Genomic DNA, 25,463 nt, shown 5'->3' on the forward strand with positions numbered 1-25,463 from the left:
GACGGGTCAGGGACGCACGCCCACGCGGGGAAACGCCCCGGAAGCCGCCGCGACGAGTGCCTCGTCGACGTCGGCGAGACGGAACTCCGGGCCGACGAGCTCGGCGAACGGGTACCGGCGCCAGGCGCTGGTGAGGAAGTCGACTGCTCGCGCCAGATCGCGCGGACGGTAGTTGTGGGCGCCGCGCACCGTGAGCAGTCGGCGCACGATCTGCTCGGCGTCGATGCCGAGCGGCGCCCCGGGAGACACACTCCCGACCAGGACCGCCGTGCCACCGATCGCGAGCGAGGAGATGGTCGCCTCGACGGCCTGGGCGTTGCCGCACATCTCGATGGCGAGCGCGAACCCCGCGACGCCCACAGCCGTGTGCGCGGCCTCGATCTGCTCGGTTGCACCGAGGGCGGGATCCACGGTCGCGACCGCGCCGAACCGCCCGGCGAGCTGCCGTCTGGCTGGATCCGGGTCGCTCACGACGACCCGTGCTCCCGCGTCGGTCGCAATCGCCGTGACGGAGAGTCCGAGCATGCCGGCCCCGGTGACGAAGACGGCCGCACCGGCAAGCTCGGTGCCGGCGGCGTCGAGCGCGGCGATCGCGGTGGCCGTCGCGCACGATGCCGGCGCGAACACAGCAGCGGGCGGCGTCTCCCCCACGATGACGATCGCGGTGCCGGCCAGGAGCTCGACGTGCGTCGCGAAGCCGCCGCTCAACTCCCACCCGCGGTGCACGCGGTCGTGACCGTACTTCGCGAGTCGTCGGCACTTCTGCTCGAGCCCGGCGGCGCACCGGTCGCAGGCGCCGCAACTCACGATGACCGACCACACGACGCGCATCCCCGCGACGAGGACGGTGCCGTCGACAGCCGTCACCGGTCCGCCCACCGCGACGACGCGACCCACCTGCTCGTGGCCGAGCACCAGCGGCGTCGCCGCGTCACGGTGGCCGAGCACGGTGTGCACGTCGGAGCCGCACACCGTCGCCAGCTCCACCTCGACGAGGACGTCACCGGGTCCGAGCGTCACGCCGGGGACCGCCATCGCCTGGTGAGGGTGCCCCGGCCCCTGCCAGACCATGGCGACCGGCGACGGCCTGATGAAGACGTCGTTGCCCGCATGCGCGGTGAGCGTGCTGTGCATGATTCCCCCGATGGCCGTTCAGTCGAGGCCGAGGAGCGCAGGCAGCTCGGCGATGCTCGCGATGATCTCGTCGGCGCCCGCGGCGAGCAGCGTCTCCTCGTCGTGCGCACCCGTCAGCACACCGACCACGAGTCCGGCTCCGGCGCTGACACCCGAGAGCATGTCACTCGCGGTGTCCCCGACGACCACCATGGTGTCGACCGCACTCGCACCCGTCCGGATGAGGGCGGTGAGCGGCAGGTCGGGGAACGGACGGCCACGGCCGGCGTCGGCCGGTGACAGCGCATCGTCGGCGAGATCGGACCAGCCGAGGCTGTCGAGCAGCGCGTCACGCGTCGCCGGCGCGAAACCGGTGGTGAACACGACACGGATGTCGAGCTCGAGGAGGAGTCGCACGGTCTCCTCCGCTCCGGCGATCGCCTCGACCCGACCCTCCGTGATCAGGCGCTCGTACGCGGCCTCGAAGGCTGCGTTCCCGGCCTGCGCCCGGGCTTCGTCGCCACCGGTCAGCATGAGGAAGACGTCGAGCTTCGACTGGCCCATCGTGTCGCGGACGAGCTCGATCGCAGCACCGAGGGCATCCTCGGTGTCGATGCCGATCGTGCCGGCGGCGGAACGGAACGCGTCCTCGACGACGCCGTCGTCTGCGACGGTCGTCCCGGCGAGGTCGAGGACGACGAGTTCGAGGAGCAGGTCGTCCTCGTGGTCGTCGAACGCCTCGTCGAGGTCGTCGAGATCGGTGTCGAGGTCGAGTTCGAGGTCGGCGACGTCGAGGCCGTCGACCTCGGCCGCTCCGGTGTCGTGCTGTCGCGTGCGGTCGGTGTTGGTCACGATGAGCCTTTCTGCAGGGGGGCTGGTGCTGCGCGGACGAGGGCCGGCGGTGCCGGGGAGAAGGTGGGGCCGAGGTGCTGGGCGACCGCGAGCTCGCCGAGCGCGGGTCCGGTGGTCATGCCGATGCCCGTGGTGGCGGCGACGACACGCACCCCCGGCGTCGGCTCATCGATCAGCAGCTCCTCCGGCGCCGTCGCGTATACGCCCTGCCAGCGCTCGAGCACGTCGATCGGCGTACCGAAGAGGTCGCGACCGGCGCGCAGCAGTTCGTCGAACGCGTGCTCGGGTTGGAAGGGTGGCACGGCATCGCCCCGGCTGTGCGTGTCTCCGAGGATGAGCGAACCGTCCGGGAGCTGCGTCACCATGAGGTTGACGTCGAGCGAGGCGAGCCCGGGGTGCTCGTGGTGCAGACGCTCCCGAACGGCCGGAATGGCGGGCGACGCCGCGAAACCGGCGTAGCGGAGGAGCGACCAGCCGGTGAGGAGCGGCGCGTCGAGCGGGCGCGGCAGATGAGCGCGGACTCGCAGCATGTCGAGGGCGCAGCGTCGCACCTCGGCACGTTCGGCGACCTCCGGGAGCAGTTGGTCGATGTCGTGGTTCACGGCGACGACGGTGAGGTCGGCGGCGATCACACCGCGGCTCGTGTCGACGAATCCGCTCCGGAGCCCGGTGACGGCGGTGCGGAGACGGAACTGCACCCCGCGGCGCTGCAGATATGCCGTGATCGCGGCGGTCGCTTGGCGCGGGTTCGTCTGGAGGTCTCGCGGCAACCATGCACCGCCGAGCACTCCGGCGGCGGCGACGGGGACCCGCTGCAGGAATTCGGCAGCGTCGAACAGTCGGACGTCGTCCGGGGCCCCCGCCGCCGCACGCGCCTGGGCGAAGTCCTCGAGGACCCGCATCTCATCGGTCTGACGCGCCACGACGTGCGTGCCCGAGCGCCTGAGCCAGAGCCCCGCGTCCTGTTCGAGCCGCTGCCAGATCTCCGATGAACGGTTCGCGAGCCGAGCGGCGAGGCCGGCCTGCGGAGTCGCCGCAAGATGTCCGAAGTTGCGGATCGACGCGCCCTGCGCTTCGGCGGAGCGGTCGACGACGATCACCTCCGCCCCTGCGTCCACGGCGGCGAGCGCGGCTGACAGGCCGACGATGCCGGCCCCGACCACGACGACATCCGCGCGGTCCGCCGCCGACCCGAGGCCGCTGACGTCGAGCCCGTTCCGCCTGCTGAGCGGTCCGCCCGTCATCGGAACACCCGCCGCATCCACATCGCGACGCCCTCGACGATGAGCACGACCGCGAGGATCATCAGCACGATCGCCGTCACCTGGTCGTAATTGCCGCCCTGGTCGGCCTGGATCAGGTAGTACCCGATGCCACCGCCGCCGACGATGCCGAGCATGGTCGCCGCACGGATGTTCGTGTCGAGCGTGTAGAAGGTGTGGCCGATGAGGGCTCGTGAGCCCTGCGGCAGGGTCGCTGAGGTGTACACCTGCAGACGCGTGGCACCGACCGCGGTGAGCGCACGCTCCGGTCCGCGCGAGACCTCCTCGAAGGAGTCGGCGATGAGCTTGCCGAGCAGACCGATGCCGCAGATGCCGAGGGCGAGCGTCCCGGCCTGCGGGCCGAGTCCGGTGACGACGATGAGCAGGATCGCGAGGATCAGCTCGGGGATGCCGCGGATGCCGACGAGCGCGAAGCGGGCTCCCGTGCGGACGCCGCGGGTCGGGGCGACGTTGCGCGCCGCGAACGAGCCGATGACGATCGAGCAGACGAGGGCGATGAGCGTTGCGGCGAACGCGATGGCGATCGTCTCGAACATCGCGTCGAACATCTGCTCGGAGGTGCGCAGACCGAAGGACGGTGGCCACAGGCGGACGAGCACGTCGGGGGCCTTCGCCCAGAAGGTGATCAGATCGCCCCACTGGATGTTCGAGGCGACGAGTGCCCAGAGGACCACGGCGACCGCCGCCCACGCACCCAGGGTGTTGCGAACTCGGGCTGCGGTCCACGGCCGCCGGGCAGCGGCCGAGATGCGCTCGGCGGCCGGCAGCGTCGCGGAGGGCAGTGTGCGGGCCGTCGTGTCCGCCCCCTCCCGAGCGGAGCCCGAACGCAGGGCGCTCGCCCGCCGCACCACGAGGTCACCGAGTCCGCGGCCCGTCGGCTGCACACCGAGCATGACCGTTCGGACGGTGCTCGAGACGATCTCCATCACGACGCACAGCGCGAAGATGACGAGGGCGAGCCCGACGCCCAGCGAGTAGTCGAGCGACTTGAACGCCAACGACAGCTCCCGGCCGAGCCCGAGGACGCCCACGTAACCGAGCAGGACCGAACCGCGGAGGTTGATGTCGCCGCGGTGCAGGACGGTCGCGACCCAGGACGGCAGCACCTGCGGCAGCACTCCGGAGGTGAACTCCTGCAGCCGCGAGCCGCCGGCAGCACGGATCGCGAGTCGCGGACCCTCGTCGACCTGCTCGATCGCGTCGGCGAACAACTTCGAGATCATGCCGATCGAGTGCAGGCCGATCGCGATGATGCCCGGCAGTGAGCCGAGCGAGAACATGAGGACCAGGATCATCGCGATCACGACGTCCGGCACAGCACGGCTCAGCACGCCGAGGAAACGACCGAGCGCACGCCAGCCGGGGCCCGGCGTCGTGTTCGCCGCAGCGATGTAGGCGACCGGGATCGAGAGGACCGCTGCGAGCACCGTTCCGGTGATCACGATGCCGAGGGTGAGCGCCGTCAGTGACAGCAGCTCGTCCATCGGCGGGAAGGTGACCATGCCGACCCGACCGGCGAAGTTGACCGCGTTGTCCCAGCTCGCGATCATGTTCGGGATCGAGATGCCGACCTCGACGAGCGAGTACACCGAGAAGACCAGCAACGCCAGCAGGGTGAGGACGGCGGCCATCGTCTGCGGGCGGAAGCGCCCGATCGGGATCGGGCCGGAGAGCGCCGGCCTCCTGTCGTCGAGTCTCGGCTTCGTGCCGGGTGCGGTGACGACCATCAGCGGAGTCCGCCGGAGCGACCGGTGTCGCGCGTGCTGCGACTGTCGCGGGGTTCGCGGCCCTCGTCATCGGCGTCGAACTCCCAGTCCGGGTCGTCCGGGAGCTCGTCGTCACCGACGCGCTCCTCGATGCCGAGGATGCCGCGGAGGTCGTCGTCCGGGTCCCCGAGCACCTCGTCGGTGCCGAGCTCGACCTCGATCGCCTGCAGCTCCCGCGTCGAGGTCGCCACGCGACCGTAGATCTCCATGACCTCGGTCTTCGACAGGTCGGCGGTCGGGGTGTCCAAGACGACCTCACCGTGGCGCAGCCCGACGATGCGGTCACCCCAGGAGAGCGCGAGGTCGACCTGGTGGAGGCTGCACACGACCGTGAGTCCGCGGTCCATCGCGATCTCGCGGATGAGTGCCATGACCTGTTCACTCGACTCCGGGTCGAGGGAGGCGACGGGTTCGTCTGCGAGGAGGATCTCCGGGTCCTGCATGAGCGCGCGGGCGATCGCGACGCGCTGCTGCTGGCCACCGGAGAGCGTGTCGGCACGCTGGTACGCGCGCTCGAGGAGGCCGACGCGGTCGAGGTGACCGAGCGCCTGCAGTTTGAGTGTCCGGCCGTAGCCGAAGATGCCGAGACGCGGGCCGCGGACGGCGGCGAGGGATCCGGTGAGCACGTTCTCGAGGACGGTCAGCGACGGGACCAGCTCGAACTGCTGGAACACGAAGCCGACCCGGGCGCGGAGGCGGCGGAGCGCACCCTGGCCGAGTGTCGGGACCTCGTCGCCGAGCACGGTGACCGTACCCGAGGTCGGCAGCTCGAGCCCGTCGAGGTGCCGCAGGAGCGTCGACTTGCCGGACCCGGACAGGCCGAGGAGCACGACGATCTCACCGCGGCGGATGTCGAGGTCGACGCGGTTGAGGGCGACGGTGCGGTCGAAGCGCTTCGTCACCCCTCGGAGGCGGACGAGTGACTCGGTCCCGCTGTCGGCGGTGCGGCGCACCTGCTGCTCGGTGACACTCATGGTCGGCTGCCTTCCCTGTGGCGGTCGTGGTTTCTGGTGGTGCAGGTGCCCTTCGACAGGTGTGGGGACCGGATGGCGACGAGTCGTCCCCGGTCCCCGAGCCTGTCGAGGGGCGCTGATCAGATCAGGCCTGGCACTGCTTCGCGTTGGTCTTCTTGCAGATGTCGCGGATCGTGTCGTAGTAGCTGTCGTCGACTGGCGAGGTGCCGTAGAACGTGGCGCGGAACGCGTCGCTGTCGGCGCTCTTCACACCGGACTCGATGATCTGGTCGATCGTGACCTCGCTGAGCGCGTCGGTCAGCGTCGCCTTGACGTCATCCGGAAGCACGTCGGAGACGACGATCGGGGCACCGGGCACCATCGTGCGGTCGATGACCTCGACCTTGTCGCTCTTCTCGACCTCGGAGTCCTCAGCGAAACCCGCCTCGCACTCGACGCCCTCGCCGACCTTCGTCACCGAGACGTCGTGCTTGCCCGCGAAGACCGGGGTCACGCCCGTCTCGGGGTCGATGCCGGCGTTCAGGAGGTTGTAGCTGGGGAAGAGGTAGCCGGAGGTCGACGACGGGTCGACGAAGCAGACCTTCTTGCCGGCGAAGTCCTTGATGGACGTGATCGATGAGCCCTTCGGCACGATCGCCTCGGAGTAGTAGCCGGGCTCCTGGCCCTTCTCCGTGATGATCGAGGAGACCGGGGTGAGCTTCGCGCCGTTGTTGAGGGCGGTGACATAGGTGAAGCCGGAGAACGAGGCGACGTCGATCTTGCCGGCGACCGCTGCTTCGATGAGCGCCGCGTAGTCGGTGGACTCGTGGTATTCGACCTTCTTGCCGGTCTCCTGGGCGATGTAGTCCATGAGCGGCTGGTAGTTGGTCTGCGTGTCGACGCTGTCGGGGACGACGCCGAAGACGAGCGTCTGGTCGTCGACGGCGAAGGTGCCGGCGGTGGCTGAGCCGGTGTCGCTCGCAGTCGCGCTCGAACAGGCTGCGAGGCCGATCGAGAGGATGGCTGCGGCCCCGAGGGCTGCGACGCGGGTGAGGGAGAGCTTCATGTGCTGGGACGTACCTTTCGAAGGACCGTGGGCCCGCCCGTCCACCTGTGATGCTCCAGGCCTTCGACGCGGGCACTGCTGTGTGCCGTACGTGCGATCACGCTACGAGTGGCACTCGAACGGGGCCGGTCGCCTCGGTGAACGGCAGGTGAAGGGACGCGGAAGTCCACCGGCTCCGCCCGTCAGGTGTCGGGCAGTGGAGCCGCGGTGCGGAGGGTCCGTAGACTGCTGGCACCCCACCGATCCGACGAGAGCAGGAGAGCGGAATGCCCCTCGACCCGATCTTCGCCGAACGTCTCCGCACGCATCGGGCGTACCTCATCTCCACGGCGATCGAGCAGGCGAAGGCGTTCTTCCTGCGCCCGCGGACGAAGACCGTCCTCCGTCCGACGAGCCCTCCCGCGGCGAAGCCCGCCGCATCCTCGGCCGGTGGGACGACGCCGGGGTCGAAGGCGACGAAGGCACAGGCCACGACGGCTGCGCCGCGAAAGCGGAAGACGCGCGCGCAGCATCGCAAGGCGGCGCTCAACTGGGACAAGAAGGAACTCGCCACGGTCGGTGTGCCCGGGCCGCGGGTGCACATCACCGAGCACACGATCCCGGTCGCCGGGTTCCCGGACGTCCGGGTGCGCCTCTACTACCCGACCGAGGCGCCACCGTCCGCGGACACCCGGCCCGTTCCGGCGGTGCTCGCGTTCTTCGGCGGCGCCTTCCGGATCGGCGGTATCGACTACCCGACGACCGACGCGGGCTTCCGCCGTCGCGCGGCTGACGCCGACGTGATCGTCGCGGCCGTGGACTACGCGCTCGCGCCCGAGCACCGCTACCCGACGCAACTCGAGCAGGCGCACGCCGCGCTCGAGTGGTTGTTCGCGGAAGCCGCGTCGCTCGGAGTGGACGCCGAGCGGATCGGGGTGTCGGGAGTCTCGGCGGGCGGCAGTATCGCCGCAGCGCTCACGATCGCGAACCGGGAGCGGGGCCGCCTCCCCATCCGCCTCCAGCTCCTGGAGGTGCCGGTCACCGATCTGACGGGCGGACACATCGACCTGGGCCCGGTGCGGGAGATGGGCATCCCCCGCTTCTTCGCGATCAAGGAGCTGCGATCGGTCGCGAAGACCTACCTGCTGGACCGGCGGCAGGCGACGGAACCGCACGCCTCACCGCTGTTGGCGCGCTCGCACGAGGGCCTCCCTCGCGCGGTGATCCTCACCGCCGAGTTCGACCCGCTCCGTGGAGACGGCGCGGCCTACCTGGCGGCACTGCGGGCCGACGGCGTCGATGCGAGCGGCGTCCTCTACCTCGGAGCCACCCACGACACACCCATCTTCGGCGGGGTGCTCCCCGCCTCCCGACGCTGGCACGACGACGTCGTCACCGCCCTGCGCTCGCTCCACGCCACGGCTGAGGAGGCTCGATGACGAAGCAACCCGCGATGTCCCCCTCGGACCGCCCTGTCGGGGAGGTCCTCGATCGCGCGACCGGGCCGCGCCGCGCGGAGGTCGATGATCTCCTCGCCCTGCACGCCGAGGTCAGTGGCGAGCAGCCGGTCGTGTGGGCGGACCGCATCATCGGGTTCGGCGAGGTCCGATACCAGTACGACAGCGGTCACAGCGGACGCATGCCGCTCCTCGCCTTCGCTCCCGGGGCGGCGCACCACACGATCTATCTCGTCCCCGGCTTCGCCGAGCGCTGGCCGGACCTCCTCGCCGCACTCGGCAAGCACCGTGCGAGCACGGCGTGCCTGTACCTCACACGGCTCACCGGCGTCGATCGCGACGTGCTGCGGACGCTGCTGGAGCGGACCCTCGCCGAATCGCGAGCCACCGGTCACTGAGGTGCCGCACCTCGACAAGCTCGGTGACCGAGGCGCTCGGCGACCGGATGCGCTCGGCGCATCGGGCCGGTCAGCCGGCCGGAGGCACCGCCCGCAGGCTCACGAGCGCGAGCCAGAGCTCGGCCCTCGCCGCGAAGGTGTCGAGCGTGCGACCGAGGAGCTGCTCGACACGGGTGATCCGGTTGCGCAGGGTGTGCCGGTGGATGCCGAGCCGCTTGGCAGCAGGATCCCACTGCCCGTTGGCCTCCAACCAGCCGAGCAGGCTGTCGACGAGCGCCGTGCCCTCCTCGCGGTCGACGCGTAGGAGGGGCTGCAGCAGCTCCTCTGCCACAGCGGCCGCGCGCACGGGGTCGAGCAACCCCGCCATGCCCGCTGCGGCGAGCGCCCCGAAGCGCACGATGGACTGCCCGGTCGCCACCGCCTGCTCGTGCGCGGACACCGCCTGGTCGACACCGAGGGCGAGTTCGGTGAGCGCGATCGGCTGAGACAGTCCCATCCGCCGGTCCGCGGCCGCCTGGACGATCGTCTCGAGGACACCGCGTTCCCCCGTTCCGGCTCCATCGCCACCGTCAGGCGCAGATCCGGCGGGCCCGGTGTCCGGTTCCACCGTGTCCGCCACGAGGAGCAGGAGTCGACCGTCGTGCTCCGACACGAAGAGTGCGCCAGGCGACAGTGTCTCGGCACGCTCCAGCTCGGTGAGCAGGGTCTCCTTCGCGTCGCCCGGGGCGGAGCACACGCCGACGCGCACCGCCCCGGTCGGCAACGGTGTCCCGAGTTCTGCCGCGACGTCCCTCGCGGCCGCCGACTCCCCCGAGAGCAGCAACCGCCACACGCCGACCCGCAGGGATCGCCCGGCCCGACCGAGCGCGCCGCCCTGCTCCAGCGTCAGTCCGGCGATGGCGACGACGGAGGTGACGACGCTCTGCGAGCCGGGGTCGAGCGGCCCGTCGGTGCCGCCGATCGCGAGGACGCCGCGAAGGTCACCGCGCCGGCCGAGCGTCTGCAACGACACCGTGCCACCACGACTCGTGAGGGTCGCCCCGGACCGCTGCCCGCGCTGCAGCAGGCGCGTCGCTTCGAGGGCGACCCGCTGCACGAGGGGGTCGGCCGCGGTGTCGGCGACACCCGCCGCGACGGCTCCCCCGGTCGCCACGACCGACGAGTGCGCGTCGAACAGGACCACCCACGCCCCGAGCGCCCGCGCGAGTTCGCTGACGACCGCGGACGTCGCATCCGGACGCAGCGCCGCGAAGGCGATCGCTCGTTGGGCGGCGAGCGCCCACGCGTCCTTCGCTCTTCCGGCCTCCGCGATGAGGTCGGCCGCGTAGCGGATGACGGCGATGAACGGCGTCCGATAGGGCACTTCGAACAGTGGGACCCCGTGTGCCGCGCAGGCCTCCGCGAGTTCCGCCGGCGTCCCGGCCGTGATGACCTCGGTGCCGAAGCCGATCCCGGCGACACCCGCAGCCGCGAGTCGGGCGACGTAGGCCTGGACCTGCGTGGCCGATACCGCCGTCCCGAACTGAGTGCCGGTGGTGAGCACGATCTGCTGCTCGACGAGGAACGGGGTCGGGTCGGGCAGGTCGGAGCCGGACACCCACTCCACGGGCCGATCCAGCGCGCCCGCTGCTCCAGCGACGACGAGTTTCAAGCCGAGCGCGTGGTGGTCGAGCAGCTGCTGCAGCGATGGAGCCATGGCCTGACTCTACGCGATTCTGCCATTTCGTCGAGTGACTCGTCTGCCGCAGGACATATTGTCATGTGCCGCTGGGTGGTGCGCTGCCTAGCATGGCTGCAACGACGCGCGAGTGATCCCGGCAAGTGCCCAAGGACTCTCCCTCAGACCGAACGGAGCATCGAAGATGAGCAGCAGCAGCACGGCCACCGCCACCCCGACCGCAGAGCGCTCAGACGACTCCGGTACCGTCCTCGGCGGGCCCTCGCTCCCGCAGGAGCGCCGCCTGGTGACGGCCATCCCCGGCCCCATCTCCCAGGAGCTCATGGCCCGCAAGCAGTCGGCGGTCGCCTCCGGTGTCGGTACGACCATGCCGGTGTTCGCGGCGGGTGCCGGCGGCGGTGTGCTCGTCGACGTCGACGGCAACTCCCTCATCGACCTCGGCTCCGGCATCGCCGTCACCGGGGTGGGCAACAGCAACCCCCGCGTGGTCGAGGCCGTCACGCGTCAGCTCCAGGAGTTCACCCACACCTGCTTCACCATCACCCCCTACGACTCCTACGTCGAGGTGGCGGAAGCGCTCAACCGCCTCACCCCCGGCGACCACGCGAAGCGCACCGCCCTGTTCAACTCGGGCGCCGAGGCCGTCGAGAACGCCGTGAAGATCGCCCGCAGCCACACCAAGAAGCAGGCGGTCGTCGCGTTCGACCACGCCTACCACGGCCGCACGAACCTCACGATGGCACTCACGGCGAAGTCGATGCCGTACAAGAGCGGTTTCGGCCCGTTCGCCTCCGAGGTCTACCGCGCGCCGCTCTCCTACCCCTTCCGCGACGGCGGTCTCACCGGCCCTGAGGCCGCACAGCGCGCCATCACCCAGATCGAGAAGCAGATCGGCGCCGACAACCTCGCCGCGATCATCATCGAGCCCATCCAGGGCGAGGGCGGCTTCATCGTCCCGGCCGACGGCTTCCTCCCGACACTCCTGGACTGGGCGCGCGCGAACGACGTCGTCTTCATCGCCGACGAGGTGCAGACGGGCTTCGCCCGCACCGGCGCCATGTTCGCGTCCGAGCACTTCGGCATCGTGCCCGACCTCATCATCACCGCGAAGGGCATCGCCGGCGGTCTGCCGCTCTCCGCGGTGACCGGCCGCGCGGAGATCATGGACGCGCCGCACGCCGGTGGCCTCGGTGGCACCTACGGCGGCAACCCGCTCGCGTGCGTCGCAGCCCTCGCCGCCATCGAGGCGTATGAGGAGGACGACCTCGCGGCGGCCGCCCGGACCATCGAGCAGCACATCGTCGACCGCTTCACGGCGGCTCAGGCGAGCGACCCGCGCATCGGCGACATCCGCGGCCGGGGCGCCATGATGGCCGTCGAGTTCGTCGACCCCGCCACCGGCGAGCCGGACGCCGCCCTCACGGCGAAGGTCGCGAAGGCCTCGCACCTCGCCGGCGTCATCGTGCTCACCTGCGGCACCTACGGCAACGTCGTCCGCTTCCTCCCGCCGCTCACCATCCCGGTGGAGCTGCTCGAGGAGGGCATCGACGTCGTCCTCGAGGCGCTCGCCGCCAGCTGACACCCGCCCCTCGTCAGGCTCGGGCACCGGAGCACAACCAGGGTCCCCGAGCTTGTCGAGGGGCACCAGTCCTGCAACACTCACCTCGACAGGCTCGGCGACCGGGCCGGGAAACAGGCTCGGCGACCGGGCCGGTAAAGGAGCACCACCCATGACCGATGCACGCGAAACCGAGCTGCTCGCCAAGGTCCCGTCGGGCCTGTTCATCGCCGGCGAGTGGCGTGATGCGGCGGGCGGCAAGACACTCACGGTGAGCGATCCGTCCACCGGTGGCGTCATCAAGACCATCGCCGACGCATCCGTCGCCGACGGCGCGGCCGCACTCGACGCAGCGGTCGCCGTGCAGGACGAATGGGCGGCTACCGCACCCCGCACCCGCTCGAACATCCTCCGCACGGCGTTCGACCTCCTCCAGGAGCGCCGCGACGAGTTCGCGCTCCTCATGACCCTCGAGATGGGCAAGCCCCTCGCCGAGGCGAACGGCGAGGTCACCTACGGTGGCGAGTTCCTCCGTTGGTTCTCCGAGGAGGCCGTCCGCATCTCGGGCCGCTACGGCTCGAACCCCGAGGGCACCGGCATGATGACCGTGTCGCAGCACCCCGTCGGCCCGTGCTTCCTCATCACCCCGTGGAACTTCCCGCTCGCGATGGCGACGCGGAAGATCGCCCCCGCCCTCGCCGCCGGCTGCACGGTCGTCGTGAAGCCTGCCGAACTCACGCCACTCACGACGCTGTACTTCGTGAAGCTCCTCGAGGATGCCGGCCTCCCGAAGGGTGTCGTCAACGTGATCACCACGTCGACCTCGTCCGCGGTCTCGGGCCCGATCATCGCCGACCCGCGCCTGCGCAAGCTGAGCTTCACCGGTTCGACGCCCGTCGGCCAGAAGCTCATCGAGCAGTCGGCGAAGAACGTCCTCCGCACCTCGATGGAACTCGGCGGCAACGCACCGTTCGTCGTGTTCGAAGACGCAGACCTCGACAAGGCGGTCGAAGGCGCGATCGCTGCGAAGTTCCGGAACATCGGCCAGGCCTGCACCGCCGCCAACCGCTTCATCGTGCACCGCGACGTCGCCGCGGAGTTCGCGAAGCGCGTCACCGAGCGCGTCGACTCCTTCCGGATCGGCCGTGGCACGGAGGACGGCGTCACCATCGGGCCACTCATCGACGACCGCGCGGTCGCGAAGGCCGGAGCACTCGTCGGCGACGCGGTCGAGCGCGGTGCGGAGGTCCTCACCGGCGGCTCTGCCATCGACGGCCCCGGCACGTTCTTCCAGCCGACGGTCGTGTCGGGCGTTGCACCCGGCTCCGACATCCTGCGCGAGGAGATCTTCGGCCCGGTGCTGGCGATCGTCCCCTTCGACGACGAGGACGAGGCCGTGCGTCTCGCGAACGACACCGAGTACGGCCTCGTCTCGTACGTGTTCACGCAGGATCTCGCTCGCGGTCAGCGCATGATCGGCCGCCTGCAGACCGGCATGATGGGCCTCAACGTCGGCGTCATCTCGAACGCCGCCGCACCCTTCGGCGGCATCAAGCAGTCCGGCATCGGTCGCGAGGGCGGCCTCGAGGGCATTCACGAGTACCTCTACACGAAGTACACGATGACGCCCATCGGGTAGGCCACGGTCGCCCTTCGACAGGCGGTCCCTGACCGCTTGTCGAAGGCCCCGCTCCCATCACAACAACTGAAAACGTCGTATTTCGCAGATTTCACCGTTGAAATCGACGCCGCAGGTTTCGCCGGACCATCGAAACCGCCATAATCAACACATCTCTGCGAAAGGAATGGCTATGCCGGACTCGATCCTCCAGAACTTCATCAACGGAGCGTTCGTCGACGCCTCGGGCAGTGACACCCTCGAGGTCGTGAACCCGGCGACCGAAGCCGTCGTCGCGGTCTCGCCTATCTCCATCGCGGCCGACGTCGATGCCGCGTATGCCGCAGCCAAGGCGGCCGCGAAGACATGGAACCGGTCCACCCCCGGCCAGCGGCAGACCGCCCTCCTCCGACTCGCCGACGCCATCGAGGCCGCGGCCGACGAACTCGTCGAGGCGCAGCACCGCAACACCGGTCAGCCGAAGGCGACCGTGAAGGCCGAGGAGGTCCTCGCGGGAGCCGACCAGATCCGATTCTTCGCCGGAGCCGCCCGCATCCTCGAAGGCAAGTCGGCCGGCGAGTACGTCGAGGGCTTCACCTCCTACGTCCGCCGCGAACCGATCGGTGTCGTCGGCCAGGTCACCCCCTGGAACTACCCGTTCATGATGGCGATCTGGAAGATCGGCCCGGCCCTCGCCGCCGGCAACACGATCGTCCTCAAACCGAGCGACACGACGCCCGAGTCCACCCTCGTCCTCGCGGAACTCACCCGCGGCATCCTCCCCGACGGTGTCTTCAACGTCATCCTCGGCGACGCATCGACCGGCGCCCTCCTCACCGAGCACCCGACGCCCGGCCTCGTCGCCATCACCGGTTCGGTGCGAGCCGGTCAGGCCGTCGCCACCTCGGCCGCGAAGCAGCTGCACCGGGCGCACCTCGAACTCGGCGGCAAAGCCCCGGTCATCGTCTTCCCCGGTTCCGACCTCGCCGCGACCGCAGCCGCGGTCGCCGAGGCCGGCTACTTCAACGGCGGCCAGGACTGCACGGCCGCGACCCGGGTCATCGTCCACGAGAGCATCCACGACGCGTTCGTCACCGAGCTCGTCGCCGCCGCTGAGGCAACCGTCACCGGGCCCGTCGACGACGCGTTCTACGGCCCCCTCAACAACGTCAACCACTTCGGTCAGGTCGAGCGCGTCATCGCCGAGCTGCCGGAACACGCGACCATCGCGACGGGCGGCAAGCGCGTCGGCGACCAGGGCTTCTTCTTCGCCCCGACCGTCATCACCGGTGTGGAGCAGACCGATGCCTGCGTGCAGCAGGAGACCTTCGGACCGGTCCTCACCGTGCAGCCGTTCAGCACCGAGGCGGAGGCCGTCGAACTCGCGAACGACGTCGACTTCGCCCTCGCCGCGAGCGTCTGGACGAAGGACCACGGTCAGGCCCTCCGCCTGTCCCGCGACCTCGACTTCGGCTGCGTGTGGATCAACACCCACATCATCCTCGCCGCCGAGATGCCCCACGGCGGGTTCAAGAAGTCCGGCTACGGGAAGGACCTCTCGTCGTACGGCGTGGAGGACTACACCCGTATCAAACACGTCATGTCGAGCCTCGACGTCTGAGTCCCGGCACCACCCGAAGAGCACCATCCCGAACAGGAGAACAGCATGAGCTCAATCGAACGCGACGTCGTCATCATCGGCGCCGGAGCGTCGGGCCTGACGGCCGCGACGAAGCTGAAAGCGGCCGGCCTGTCCGTCGCCGTCCTGGAGGCCCGCGACCGCGTCGGCGGCCGCCTCTGGACCGACGACATCGACGGCGCGATGCTCGAGATCGGCGGCCAGTGGGTCTCCCCCGATCAGACCGCCCTCATCGACACGCTCGCCGAGCTGGGCCTCGACACCTACTCGCGCTACCGCGAGGGCGAGAGCGTCTACATCAACGCGGACGGCGTGCGCACGCGCTTCACGGGGGACATCTTCCCCGTCGCCGAGGAGACCGCCGCCGAGATGGAACGGCTCATCGTCCTCCTCGACGAACTCGTCGCCGAGGTCGGGGTCGAGGAGCCGTGGGCGCACGCCCGTGCAAAGGAGTACGACCAGGTCTCCTGGAGCCAGTGGCTCAGCGAGCAGACGGACGACCAGGAGGCTCGCGACAACATCGCCCTGTTCATCGGTGCGGCGATGCTGACGAAACCGTCGCACTCCTTCTCGCTCCTGCAGGCGCTCCTCATGGCCGCCTCCGCCGGCAGCTTCACCCACCTCGTCGAAGCCGACTTCATCCTCGACAAGCGCGTCGTCGGCGGCCTCCAGCAGGTGCCGTTGAAGCTCGCAGCAGCCCTCGGTGACGACGTGTACCTCTCCTCGCCCGTGCGGCGTCTGGAGTGGTCGGACGCCGGTGTCTCGGCCGAGGCCGACGGCATCACGGTCAACGCTCGGTACGTCATCGTCGCGGTGCCACCGAACCTGTACACGCGGATCGACTTCCAGCCACCGTTGCCGCGCCTCAGCCACCAGATGCACCAGCACATGTCCCTCGGCCTCGTCATCAAGGTCCACGCCGTGTACGAGACGCCGTTCTGGCGTGAGGACGGGCTCTCCGGTACGTCGTTCAGCCCCTATGAGCTCGTCCACGAGGCGTACGACAACACCAACCACGAGGACCCGCGCGGCACGCTCGTCGGCTTCGTCTCGGACGAACGCGCCGACGAGGTCTTCAAGCTGACGCCCGCAGAGCGCCGCGAGCGCATCCTCACCTCGCTGTCGCACTACTACGGCGAGCAGGCGCTCTCCCCCGTCGTGTACTACGAGAGCGACTGGGGCAGCGAGGAGTGGACCCGCGGTGCGTACGCGGCGAGCTTCGACCTCGGCGGGCTGTCGCGCTACGGCGCGATGCAGTCGACACCCGTCGGCCCGATCTACTGGTCGACGAGCGACCTCGCCGCAGAGGGCTACCAGCACGTCGACGGCGCGATCCGCAAGGGCGCGGCGACCGCTGCGGCGATCATCGCCAGACACCAGGCGTAACCGCACCACCCCTCGGCAGGCTCGGGGACCGGGACACGTCCCCGAGCTTGTCGAGGTACCCCACCCGTCGATACCCTGCACCAACGAACCACCCGCACACCGCCGTGCAGTCCGGCACCTTCGCACCCGATCGAAAGCGAACACCAGATGAGATACATCGTTGGATACACCGATACCCCGGCGGGACGCGACGCCCTCGCGCTCGGCATCCGGATCGCGCGGACCACCGGCGCCAGGCTCGACATCGTGCTCGTCCTCGCCAACGAGGAACGCCCGACGATCACCCCGGCCGACCCCGGCTACGAGCGGTTCCTGCGGGAGACCGCCGAGGGCTGGCTCGCCGAAGCACTCGCCGAGGTGCCGTCCGACGTCACCGCCAAGTCCCACCTCGTCTACGACGAGTCCTTCGCCGAGGGGCTCCTCGAGGCGTCGCGGATCCTCGAGGGCGGACTCATCATCATCGGAGCGGCCCGCGGAGGCCTGCTCGGGCGGTTCTCGCTCGGCAGCGTCGCACAGACCCTCCTGCACTCGGCCGTCGTGCCCGTCGCGCTCGCACCGAGCGGGAGCCGCGAACTGCTCGAGGCCCAGCCCACCGGCGGCACAGTGAGCCGCATCACCTGCGCCATCGGCACACGTGCGGGTGCGCACCAGCTTCTCGACGCGGCGATCGTCGTCGCGAAGAACGCTGGCATCCCACTGCGACTCGTGTCCCTCGTGGCACTCGACCAGCCGGAGGGTGCAGAACACCCCGAGGCGACCGCACGGGCCGAGGCGCACGCCGCCGAGGTCCTCGCCTACGCCGGAGAACACCTTCCGGCTGACGTCACCGTCACCACCGAGATCGCCGGCGGCACCCGGATCGAGGACGCCGTGGCGACCCTCGACTGGAAGCCCGCCGAGATCGTCCTCGTCGGGTCCAGCCGACTGGCCGCTCCAAAGCACCTCTTCCTCGGCTCCACCGCAGCCAAGATGCTGCGCGAGCTCCCCGTACCGATGATCGTCGTCCCCCGCGATTCGGTGCTCACGATCGGAGACCCGTCATGACCCCTCCCGAAACCACGCCGCCGCGCGACATCGCCCACCCCGAGACGACCGCCACAGGCGCGCTGTCGAAGAAGGGGCTCGGCGCCGGCACCGTCGGACTCGTCGGCGCGATCGTCATCGGTATCTCGTGCATCGCCCCGGCCTACACGCTGACGGGCGCCCTCGGGCCGACGGTCGCCGAGGTCGGCACGCACGTGCCGGCGATCTTCCTCGTCGGCTTCATCCCCATGCTGCTCGTCGCCTTCGGGTATCGCGAGCTCAACAGCCGCATGCCGGACTCCGGCACCTCGTTCACCTGGGCGACGCGTGCGTTCGGCCCGTGGATCGGGTGGATGGCCGGCTGGGGCCTCATCGCCGCGACGATCGTCGTGCTGTCGAACCTCGCCGGGATCGCCGTCGACTTCTTCTATCTGATGCTGTCGCAGATCTTCCAGAACCCCGACATCGCGAACCTCACGACGAACCCCTTCATCAACGTCATCACCTGTCTGGCGTTCATGCTCGGGGCGACGCTCATCTCCTACCGCGACATGCAGACCACGCAGAAGCTGCAGTACGTGCTCGTCGGCTTCCAGTTGCTCGTCATGGTGCTCTTCGGCATCGTCGCATTCGCGCACGTCGCCGGTGGCGACGCGTTCGACGCGCTGCCCATCTCGCTCGACTGGTTCAACCCCTTCGCCGTCGGCTCGTTCAGCGCCTTCGCCGCCGGCCTCTCGCTCTCGATCTTCATCTTCTGGGGCTGGGACGTCACGCTCACGATGAGCGAGGAGACCAAGGGGTCGAGCTCGACACCCGGCAAGGCGGCGACGGCGACGGTCGTCATCATCGTCATCCTGTACCTCTTCCTGTCGGTCGCGCTCATCAACTACGCGGGTGTCGGAGACGGCGAGTTCGGGCTCGGCAACGGCGACATCCAGGGCAACGTGTTCTTCTCCCTGGCCGGGCCGATCCTCGGGCCGCTCGCGATCCTCGTGTCGATCGCCGTGCTGTCGTCGTCGGCGGCCTCGCTGCAGTCGACGTTCGTCTCCCCCGCACGCACCCTGCTCGCGATGGGACACTACGGTGCGCTGTCGCCGAAGTTCTCGAAGGTGCACCCGAAGTTCTTCACCCCGGGCTACGCGACGATCGTCTCGAGTGTCGTGGCGTCGGTGTTCTACGCGGTCATGCGCTTCATCTCCGAGGACGTGCTGTGGGACACGATCACGACGCTCGGCATGATGATCTGCTTCTACTACGGGCTCACCGCGTTCGCGTGCGTCTGGTACTTCCGGAAGCAGTGGTTCTCGAGCGCGCGGAACTTCTTCTTCCAGTTCTTCTCCCCGCTCGTCGGCGGACTCATCCTCGCGGTGCTGTTCTTCACGACGATCATCGAGAGCGCGAACCCCGACTACGGTTCCGGCTCGAACATCGGCGGGGTGGGCCTCGTGTTCATCCTCGGCATGATCATCATCCTGGCGGGCATCGTCATCATGCTCATCCAGGCGAAGATCCGGCCGGACTACTTCCGCAACAAGACGCTGGCCCGCGGCATCGCCGGCGACGCCAACGAGGCGGACGCGGCCCTGCCCGAATAACCCCCACGATGCCGACGCGACGCCGACGATTCCCGTCGGCGTCGCGTCGTGCGCTCACCGCTAGACTGTTCTGGTCCCCGCCGCGTCGCAACGAAAGAGATCTCCGTGCCGACCATCGTCGTAGAAGTCATGCCGAAAGCCGAACTGCTGGACCCGCAGGGCAAGGCCGTCGCCGGCACCCTCGCCCGTCTCGGCAAGAGCAAGTTCACCGATGTCCGTATCGGGAAGCGCTTCGAGCTCACGGTCGACGGCCCGATCACCGACGCGACCCGCGCCACGGTCCAGCAGATCGCCGACGACATCCTGTCGAACGCCGTGATCGAGGACGTCGTGGCCATCCACTACCCCGAGGGTTCCGAGGCATGACGACCCGTATCGGCGTCATCACCTTCCCGGGTTCGCTCGACGACCGCGACGCCCAGCGCGCGGTCACCATGGCCGGTGCCGAGGCAGTCGCACTCTGGCACGGCGACCACGACCTCCAGGGTGTCGACGCGGTCATCCTGCCCGGTGGGTTCAGCTACGGCGACTACCTCCGTGCCGGTGCGATCGCCGCAGTCGCACCGATCATGACCGAGCTGAAGGACGCCGCCGCGAAGGGCATGCCGATCCTCGGTATCTGCAACGGCTTCCAGATGCTCGTCGAGGCGCACCTGCTGCCCGGCGGCCTGATCCGCAACGCGCACCAGCAGTTCATCCGCCGCGACCAGCTCCTCACGGTGGAGAACGCCGACACCGCGTGGACGCACCAGTTCTCCAAGGGCCAGGAGATCACGATCCCGCTGAAGAACGCGGACGGCGGGTACATCGCCGACGCCGAGACCCTGAAGCGGGTCGAGGGCGAGGGCCTCGTGGCCTTCCGCTACGCGGGCGTGAACCCGAACGGCTCGCTCGACGACATCGCCGGCCTCACGAACCCGGCAGGCAACGTCGTGGGCCTCATGCCGCACCCGGAGCACGCGATCGAGCCCGGCTTCGGCCCCGACACGAAGGAGGCCATGCGCTCCGGCGTCGACGGCCTCGCGTTCTTCACGAGCGCCGTCCAGGCCCTCCAGGCGGTCTAACCACCACCTCCGAACGCCCGTCCCGATCCGTCGGGGCGGGCGTTCTGCGTCGCGCTGATAGCCAGCTGTGCACCTGAGTCATGTTGGTATCACGTGCGTCATTGAGGTATCACGTTCACAGCTATTTTTCTCGAAGCGGCAGAGATGTACGTCGAAACCAGCGATGTGTCGTCATGGAAGGTCGCAGGCTCCAATGCCGTCAACGCAGGTATCGCAGCGTCAGATGTCATCTGCGGCGTGGTCCTTGGCGAATGCTCCCGCAGTGGGAACCACAGCGACGCCGTAGCCCTCCTTCTGGAAGCGACGCAACCGGACACTGCTCCGCGAAAGCACCTGAACGCCCTCCTCGCCGAGAAGAGCTCCTACCAGTACGGCTCAGCCGGAGTGAGACAGCTTGCCGCCAGGGCGCTCGTCGAGCATGCCTCGAAGCTCGTCGCAGAGGCAGTGGGTCGGGCACGGCAGTAGCCGACCGGCGTGCCCACGAGGCGAACACCACCACGGCACGCCAGCTACGATCGGAGCTGGTTGGACCGATCGAGGGAGCAGCATGGCGATACCGCTCGAGGCCCTCGTGGGCAGGCTCGTCGACCTCGCGATCCCGGAGCCCGGCACGACGGCGAGACGACTCCCACCCGAGCGGGAGCTCGGCGAGGCGCTGCAGATGAGCCGCGGTGCGCTGCGTGAACAGCTCTCGGTGCTCGAACTCCTCGGCTTCCTGCATCGCACCCAGGGTCGTGGCACGTACATCGACGCTCCGGGCGACGCCTTCGTGCGCAGTTGGTTCACGATCTCGCGGCAGCTCGGGTATCTCACGGACGAGCAGTTCGCGAGCTCACGCAGGCTCCTCGAGGAGAGCGTCGCCGAGGCCGCTGCAGGGATCGTCACCGATGAACAGGTGGCCCTTCTCCGCGGTGACGTCGACCGCATGATCGCTGCCACCCGAGCGGACGACCACGACGCAGCACTCGATGCGGACGTGGCCTTCCACAGCAGGCTCAACGCGATCGTCGACAACCCCATCCTCGGACTCCTGCACGAGGGCTTCAGCCACGTGCTCCGCGAGGCGATCCGGACCAGGCGCCTGCTCGCGGTCGAGGTCGAGTCGCCGGACGCCGACGGCGTGCGCACGACCGACAGCGTGCACTACGCGGTGGTCGACGCCCTCGCCGCACGCGACCCCGAGGCCTCACGGCGCGCCATGCGCCGGCACTTCGAGGACTGGCTGGACCTGGGCGTCGAGTCGCACTGAAGCCCGCGCGATCGTCGGGCTTGTCGCCATCCCGTTCACCCCGTACGATTGGTCCAACCAATCTCTGGAGGATGCCATGGCGACGACGCCACGACCCCGAACCACCGCCCTCACCTTCGTCGGCATCGGCGCCATCGGCCTCCCGATGGCCACACAGCTGGCCGGCGCCGGCTACGGCGTGACCGGGGTCGACCCGTTCCCAGCCGCACACGAGCGGGCTGCAGCGGCCCAGATCCCCGCCGTCGATTCGATCGCGGACGCACCCCGAGCCGAGGTCGTCGTCGTGATGGTCGCGACCCCCGACCAGCTCGCTGCGCTCGTCGACCTGGCGCTGGAGCGCACCGAGGTGGCCGGACAGCTCTGGATCGTCATGAGCACCGTCGGCCCGGCCTCGGTCATCGAACAGGCGGTGCGCCTCGAAGCCTCGGGTGCGTCCGTGGTCGACGCCCCGGTCACCGGCGGGGTCGCCCGAGCGAGCATCGGCGAACTCACGATGTTCGTCTCCGGCCAGCCCGCGAGCACCGCGGCGGCCGCCGCGCCACTCGCCGCCCTCGGCACGGCCAAGATCGTGGGGACGGCGATCGGCGACGGCCAGGCCATCAAGGTCGTCAACCAGCACCTCTGCGCCGTCCACATCGCAGCCGCCGCAGAGGCCCTCGCGCTCGCCTCGTCACTCGGACTCGACCCGGCGCAGGTCCTGCCGCTCGTGGAGTCCGGCGCCGCTGCCTCGTGGATGCTGTCGGACCGCGGGCCGCGCATGCTCGAGGGCACCGAAGCCGCCGTGCTCAGCCGGGTCGACATCTTCGTCAAGGACACCGGGCTGGTCGCCGATGCGGCGAGCGCCGTCCGCGCATCGACACCTGTCCTCGACGCCGCCCGCGAACGATTCCTCGCCGCCGCTGCCGCAGGGCTGGGCGCGCGCGACGACTCCCGTGTCATCGAGACCTATCAGGAGACCGGCGCGTGAAGACGATCATCCTCGACGACGATCCGACCGGCACGCAGTCGGCGTCGGGCGTCGACGTCCTCCTGGAGTGGGACGCCGGACTGCTGGAGCAGACGCTGCGCGACGCCGACGCGGTCTACCTGCTCACGAACACGAGGGCGGTCTCCGAGGCCGAGGCCGTCGCCCTGCTCGAGCGAACGCGCGACGACGCCGAGGAGGCCGGCCGTCGCCTCGGTGAACACCTCCACGTGGTACTGCGAGGCGATTCGACGCTCCGCGGCCACGTGTTCCCGGAGACGGCGGTCTTCGCCGGCGAGGGCAGCGTGATCGTCTTCGTCCCCGCGTTTCCCGAGGGCGGGCGCACGACCGTCGACGGCATGCACCTCGTCCGCGTCGGCGACACGATCCTCCCGGCGCACGAGACGGAGTACGCCGAAGACCCCGTCTTCCCGTTCCGCTCCGGGTTCCTCCCCGACTACGTGCGTGAGCAGTCCGGCCGGGACGCCCGACGGTTCGACCTCGACGACGTCCGTACGGGCGCATCGGCGTTCCGCACGGCGCTGCGTGAGGCCGCACCGGGGTCGGTTCTCCTGCCTGACGCGGCGACCGGCGACGACGTCCGCGTCATCGCCCGGGCGATCACCGAGGCCTGGGCCGACGGGGCCGATGTCGTCGTACGCTCCGCCTCGCCGCTCGCCGCCGCGATCGCCGGGGTCGAGAGCGACGGACTCCTGGAGCACCCACTGCTCGCCGCACCGACGAGCACCCTGCTCGTCTGCGGCTCGCACACGGTCGGCGCGACACGACAGCTCGAGGCGGTCGAGGCCGTGTTCGGCGCCGCGCTGCCCGTCCCGACGGATGAGGCGCTGCAGGACGCCGAGGCGACGGGCAGCAGGATCGCCGAGGCGACGCATCGGCGCCTCCTCGACACGGGGTTCGCGGCGATCTCCTCGGAGCGCGTGCGTGACGCCGCCCACAACACCCTCGAACACGGCGAACGCGTGATGGTCGCTCTCACGACCGCCACAGCGGCGCTCCGCAGCGCGGTCGAGGTCGTCGTCTCGAAGGGCGGCATCACGTCAGCAGAGGTGGCACGACTCGGTCTCGGCGCCCGTCGCGCGCGCGTCCTCGGGCAGGTACTTCCGGGTGTCTCGGTGTGGAGCCTCGTCACGCCGGAGGGCCAGGAGAAGCTCTACGTCGTGGTGCCGGGGAACGTCGGCGACCCGGCGACGCTCGTCGACGTGCTCGCCTCGCTCGGGCGTGCGGGCTAGGACGCGCTCGGCGACGGCACGTCGTCAGCCTCAGCCAGGGGGCCGACTCGGTGGACGGGGACGCCTCAGTCGCCCGAGCGGGTGAGGATCGCGTCGGCGTTGTCGTCGATCCAGCCCATGAGCGGCAGCAGGTGCTCGTTGAGGGCGCGCCCGCGATCGCTGAGGCTGTACTCGACGCGAGGCGGGATCTCGGGATAGGCGACCCGGACGACGAGGCCGTCCTGTTCGAGCGTGCGAAGCGTCTGCGCGAGCATCTTCTCACTGATGCCCTCCACCACTCGCCGCAGCTCACCCCAGCGGTGCGTGCCGTCCGAGAGCGCAAGCAGCACGAGGACGCCCCACTTGCTCGTGACGTGGTCGAGCACGGTGCGCGTCGGGCACGCTGCCGGCAGGACGCCGTCCGTGAAGCCGGGACGCCGCGGTTGCGCGGAACTGATCGTCATGAAAGTACCTTACCTGAAAGTGGGTACTGCACTTCGGGAAGTAATGTCGTGGACAGCGGGTTCCACCTGGCGAACCCCATCGAAAGGAACCCCATGTCTGTCGTCGTCACCGGTGCAACCGGCCAGCTCGGCCGCCTCGTCGTCGAGCACCTCCTCGCTCGCGGAACCGACCCCGCGACCATCGTCGCCACCGGTCGCCGCACCGAGGTACTCGCCGACCTCGCCGCACAGGGCGTCCACACCGCGAAGGTCGACTTCACGGACCCCGCGACGCTCGACGCCGCGCTCGAAGCCGGCGACGTGCTCCTGCTCGTCTCGGGCAGCGAAGTCGGCCAGCGCGTCGCCCAGCACGCCAACGTCATCGACGCGGCGAAGCGCGCCGGCGTCGCCCGCATCGTCTACACGAGCGCCCCGAAGGCCGACACGTCCGCGCTCATCCTCGCGCCGGAGCACAAGGCGACCGAGGAACTCATCATCGCCTCCGGCCTCCCGTTCACCTTCCTGCGCAACGGCTGGTACACCGAGAACTATGCGCAGACCGTGCAGCAGGGTGCCTCTACCGGCTCTATCATCGGAAGCGTCGGCACCGGCCGTGTCGCGAGCGCATCGCGCACCGACTACGCCGAGGCCGCAGCCGTCGTTCTCACCACCGAGGGTCACGAAGGCAGCGTCTACGAGCTGTCCGGCGACGTGGCCTGGACGCACGACGAGCTCGCTGCGGCCATCGGCGAACTCGCCGGCCGCGAGGTGGTCTACCAGGACCTCTCCCCCGAGGACCACGCGGCGGCGCTCGTCTCCGCCGGACTCGACGAGGGCACCGTCGGCTTCGTCGTCGCGCTCGACGGCAACACGCGCGACGGCCTCCTCGGCGACACGAGCGGCGACCTGAGCCGCCTCATCGGTCGCCCGACGACGCCGCTCATCGAGGGATTGCGCCCGCTCGCGTCATAGTCGCACGCCACGACCCCGCACTCGAACAGGCCCGGAGCATCTGCTCCGGGCCTGTTCGCGCGCCATCAGCGGCACAGATCACATCAACACGCGCGCCAGACACGAGGACGCGCGAAATCCGTTGCAGAAACGCGATGCTGCGCACGAATCCGTCACCGCGATCCGGGTTATGCTC

At 69.8% G+C, this 25,463-nt stretch carries 23 protein-coding genes; 15 read left to right on the forward strand and 8 right to left on the reverse strand.

The annotated features are described in order from the left end of the window. Nucleotides 1-6: 6 nt before the first annotated feature. The 6 genes from KXS11_RS15790 to KXS11_RS15815 form a co-directional block, all read right to left on the reverse strand. Complete coding sequence (locus tag KXS11_RS15790; RefSeq protein ID WP_437386579.1) at nucleotides 7-1,134, reverse strand: zinc-binding dehydrogenase; 1,128 nt, start codon at nucleotides 1,132-1,134, stop codon at nucleotides 7-9. 18 nt (nucleotides 1,135-1,152) lie between these two features. Next, nucleotides 1,153-1,965, reverse strand: coding sequence for an HAD family hydrolase (locus KXS11_RS15795; protein ID WP_437386580.1), 813 nt, complete (start codon nucleotides 1,963-1,965; stop codon nucleotides 1,153-1,155). Beyond that, nucleotides 1,962-3,209 (reverse strand): TIGR03364 family FAD-dependent oxidoreductase, encoded by a 1,248-nt coding sequence (locus KXS11_RS15800; protein WP_437386581.1) that lies wholly within the window; start codon nucleotides 3,207-3,209, stop codon nucleotides 1,962-1,964. The genes KXS11_RS15795 and KXS11_RS15800 overlap by 4 nt, the downstream gene beginning before the upstream one ends. Next, nucleotides 3,206-4,975 carry a phosphonate ABC transporter, permease protein PhnE gene (gene phnE, locus KXS11_RS15805; protein WP_437386582.1) on the reverse strand — a complete coding sequence of 590 codons (1,770 nt, stop codon included), beginning with the start codon at nucleotides 4,973-4,975 and terminating at the stop codon, nucleotides 3,206-3,208. The genes KXS11_RS15800 and phnE overlap by 4 nt, the downstream gene beginning before the upstream one ends. Further along, the gene (gene phnC, locus KXS11_RS15810) at nucleotides 4,975-5,988 is read right to left on the reverse strand and encodes a phosphonate ABC transporter ATP-binding protein (RefSeq protein ID WP_437386583.1); all 1,014 of its coding nucleotides are present in this window, start codon (nucleotides 5,986-5,988) and stop codon (nucleotides 4,975-4,977) included. The genes phnE and phnC overlap by 1 nt, the downstream gene beginning before the upstream one ends. A 124-nt stretch (nucleotides 5,989-6,112) precedes the next feature. Next, nucleotides 6,113-7,033 carry a phosphate/phosphite/phosphonate ABC transporter substrate-binding protein gene (locus KXS11_RS15815; protein WP_437386584.1) on the reverse strand — a complete coding sequence of 307 codons (921 nt, stop codon included), beginning with the start codon at nucleotides 7,031-7,033 and terminating at the stop codon, nucleotides 6,113-6,115. Nucleotides 7,034-7,299: 266 nt separating this feature from the next. Here KXS11_RS15815 and KXS11_RS15820 point away from each other — a divergent pair, with 266 nt between their 5' ends. Together KXS11_RS15820 and KXS11_RS15825 are read left to right on the forward strand one after the other, a co-directional pair. Then, a complete protein-coding gene (locus KXS11_RS15820) occupies nucleotides 7,300-8,451 on the forward strand; it encodes an alpha/beta hydrolase fold domain-containing protein (RefSeq protein ID WP_437386585.1) in 1,152 nt (383 codons plus the stop codon). Then, on the forward strand, nucleotides 8,448-8,867 hold the full coding sequence (locus KXS11_RS15825; protein ID WP_437386586.1) for a DUF1801 domain-containing protein: 420 nt from the start codon (nucleotides 8,448-8,450) through the stop codon (nucleotides 8,865-8,867). Before KXS11_RS15820 ends, KXS11_RS15825 begins: the two co-directional genes overlap by 4 nt. Nucleotides 8,868-8,937: 70 nt before the next feature. Here the strand turns inward: KXS11_RS15825 and KXS11_RS15830 are convergent, their stop codons facing one another. Continuing rightward, a complete protein-coding gene (locus KXS11_RS15830) occupies nucleotides 8,938-10,563 on the reverse strand; it encodes a PucR family transcriptional regulator (RefSeq protein WP_437386587.1) in 1,626 nt (541 codons plus the stop codon). A 166-nt stretch (nucleotides 10,564-10,729) separates the two neighbouring features. On the opposite strand from KXS11_RS15830, the gene gabT reads away from it, so the two are divergent. The 12 genes from gabT (at nucleotide 10,730) to KXS11_RS15890 (ending at nucleotide 23,894) form a co-directional block, all read left to right on the forward strand. Next, complete coding sequence (gabT, locus tag KXS11_RS15835; RefSeq protein ID WP_437386588.1) at nucleotides 10,730-12,124, forward strand: 4-aminobutyrate--2-oxoglutarate transaminase; 1,395 nt, start codon at nucleotides 10,730-10,732, stop codon at nucleotides 12,122-12,124. 151 nt (nucleotides 12,125-12,275) lie between these two features. Beyond that, nucleotides 12,276-13,742, forward strand: coding sequence for an NAD-dependent succinate-semialdehyde dehydrogenase (locus KXS11_RS15840; RefSeq protein ID WP_437386589.1), 1,467 nt, complete (start codon nucleotides 12,276-12,278; stop codon nucleotides 13,740-13,742). A gap of 172 nt (nucleotides 13,743-13,914) precedes the next feature. Beyond that, nucleotides 13,915-15,342 (forward strand): aminobutyraldehyde dehydrogenase, encoded by a 1,428-nt coding sequence (locus KXS11_RS15845; RefSeq protein ID WP_437386590.1) that lies wholly within the window; start codon nucleotides 13,915-13,917, stop codon nucleotides 15,340-15,342. 45 nt (nucleotides 15,343-15,387) lie between these two features. Then, complete coding sequence (locus tag KXS11_RS15850; RefSeq protein ID WP_437386591.1) at nucleotides 15,388-16,746, forward strand: flavin monoamine oxidase family protein; 1,359 nt, start codon at nucleotides 15,388-15,390, stop codon at nucleotides 16,744-16,746. 147 nt (nucleotides 16,747-16,893) lie between these two features. Next, a complete protein-coding gene (locus KXS11_RS15855; protein WP_437386592.1) occupies nucleotides 16,894-17,790 on the forward strand; it encodes a universal stress protein in 897 nt (298 codons plus the stop codon). Further along, nucleotides 17,787-19,364 (forward strand): APC family permease, encoded by a 1,578-nt coding sequence (locus KXS11_RS15860; RefSeq protein WP_437386593.1) that lies wholly within the window; start codon nucleotides 17,787-17,789, stop codon nucleotides 19,362-19,364. Before KXS11_RS15855 ends, KXS11_RS15860 begins: the two co-directional genes overlap by 4 nt. A 105-nt stretch (nucleotides 19,365-19,469) precedes the next feature. Next, nucleotides 19,470-19,730, forward strand: a complete 261-nt coding sequence (gene purS, locus KXS11_RS15865) for a phosphoribosylformylglycinamidine synthase subunit PurS (protein ID WP_437386594.1) — start codon at nucleotides 19,470-19,472, stop codon at nucleotides 19,728-19,730. Then, nucleotides 19,727-20,428: a phosphoribosylformylglycinamidine synthase subunit PurQ gene (gene purQ, locus KXS11_RS15870; protein ID WP_437386595.1), complete on the forward strand. Its 702-nt coding sequence runs from the start codon at nucleotides 19,727-19,729 to the stop codon at nucleotides 20,426-20,428. Before purS ends, purQ begins: the two co-directional genes overlap by 4 nt. A gap of 144 nt (nucleotides 20,429-20,572) precedes the next feature. Further along, nucleotides 20,573-20,893, forward strand: a complete 321-nt coding sequence (locus KXS11_RS15875) for a hypothetical protein (RefSeq protein ID WP_437386596.1) — start codon at nucleotides 20,573-20,575, stop codon at nucleotides 20,891-20,893. An 82-nt stretch (nucleotides 20,894-20,975) separates the two neighbouring features. Beyond that, nucleotides 20,976-21,677: a FadR/GntR family transcriptional regulator gene (locus KXS11_RS15880; protein ID WP_437386597.1), complete on the forward strand. Its 702-nt coding sequence runs from the start codon at nucleotides 20,976-20,978 to the stop codon at nucleotides 21,675-21,677. Nucleotides 21,678-21,753: 76 nt separating this feature from the next. Then, the gene (locus KXS11_RS15885) at nucleotides 21,754-22,644 is read left to right on the forward strand and encodes an NAD(P)-dependent oxidoreductase (protein WP_437386598.1); all 891 of its coding nucleotides are present in this window, start codon (nucleotides 21,754-21,756) and stop codon (nucleotides 22,642-22,644) included. Continuing rightward, on the forward strand, nucleotides 22,641-23,894 hold the full coding sequence (locus KXS11_RS15890; protein ID WP_437386599.1) for a four-carbon acid sugar kinase family protein: 1,254 nt from the start codon (nucleotides 22,641-22,643) through the stop codon (nucleotides 23,892-23,894). The genes KXS11_RS15885 and KXS11_RS15890 overlap by 4 nt, the downstream gene beginning before the upstream one ends. A 65-nt stretch (nucleotides 23,895-23,959) precedes the next feature. Here the strand turns inward: KXS11_RS15890 and KXS11_RS15895 are convergent, their stop codons facing one another. After that, nucleotides 23,960-24,337 (reverse strand): winged helix-turn-helix transcriptional regulator, encoded by a 378-nt coding sequence (locus tag KXS11_RS15895; RefSeq protein ID WP_437386600.1) that lies wholly within the window; start codon nucleotides 24,335-24,337, stop codon nucleotides 23,960-23,962. Nucleotides 24,338-24,430: 93 nt separating this feature from the next. Between KXS11_RS15895 and KXS11_RS15900 the strand changes: the two genes are divergently transcribed. Continuing rightward, the gene (locus KXS11_RS15900; protein ID WP_437386601.1) at nucleotides 24,431-25,288 is read left to right on the forward strand and encodes an SDR family oxidoreductase; all 858 of its coding nucleotides are present in this window, start codon (nucleotides 24,431-24,433) and stop codon (nucleotides 25,286-25,288) included. The last annotated feature ends 175 nt before the right edge of the window (nucleotides 25,289-25,463 follow it).

This window comes from Plantibacter flavus, from assembly GCF_051487245.1.
Taxonomy (GTDB): Bacteria; Actinomycetota; Actinomycetes; order Actinomycetales; family Microbacteriaceae; genus Plantibacter; species Plantibacter flavus_B.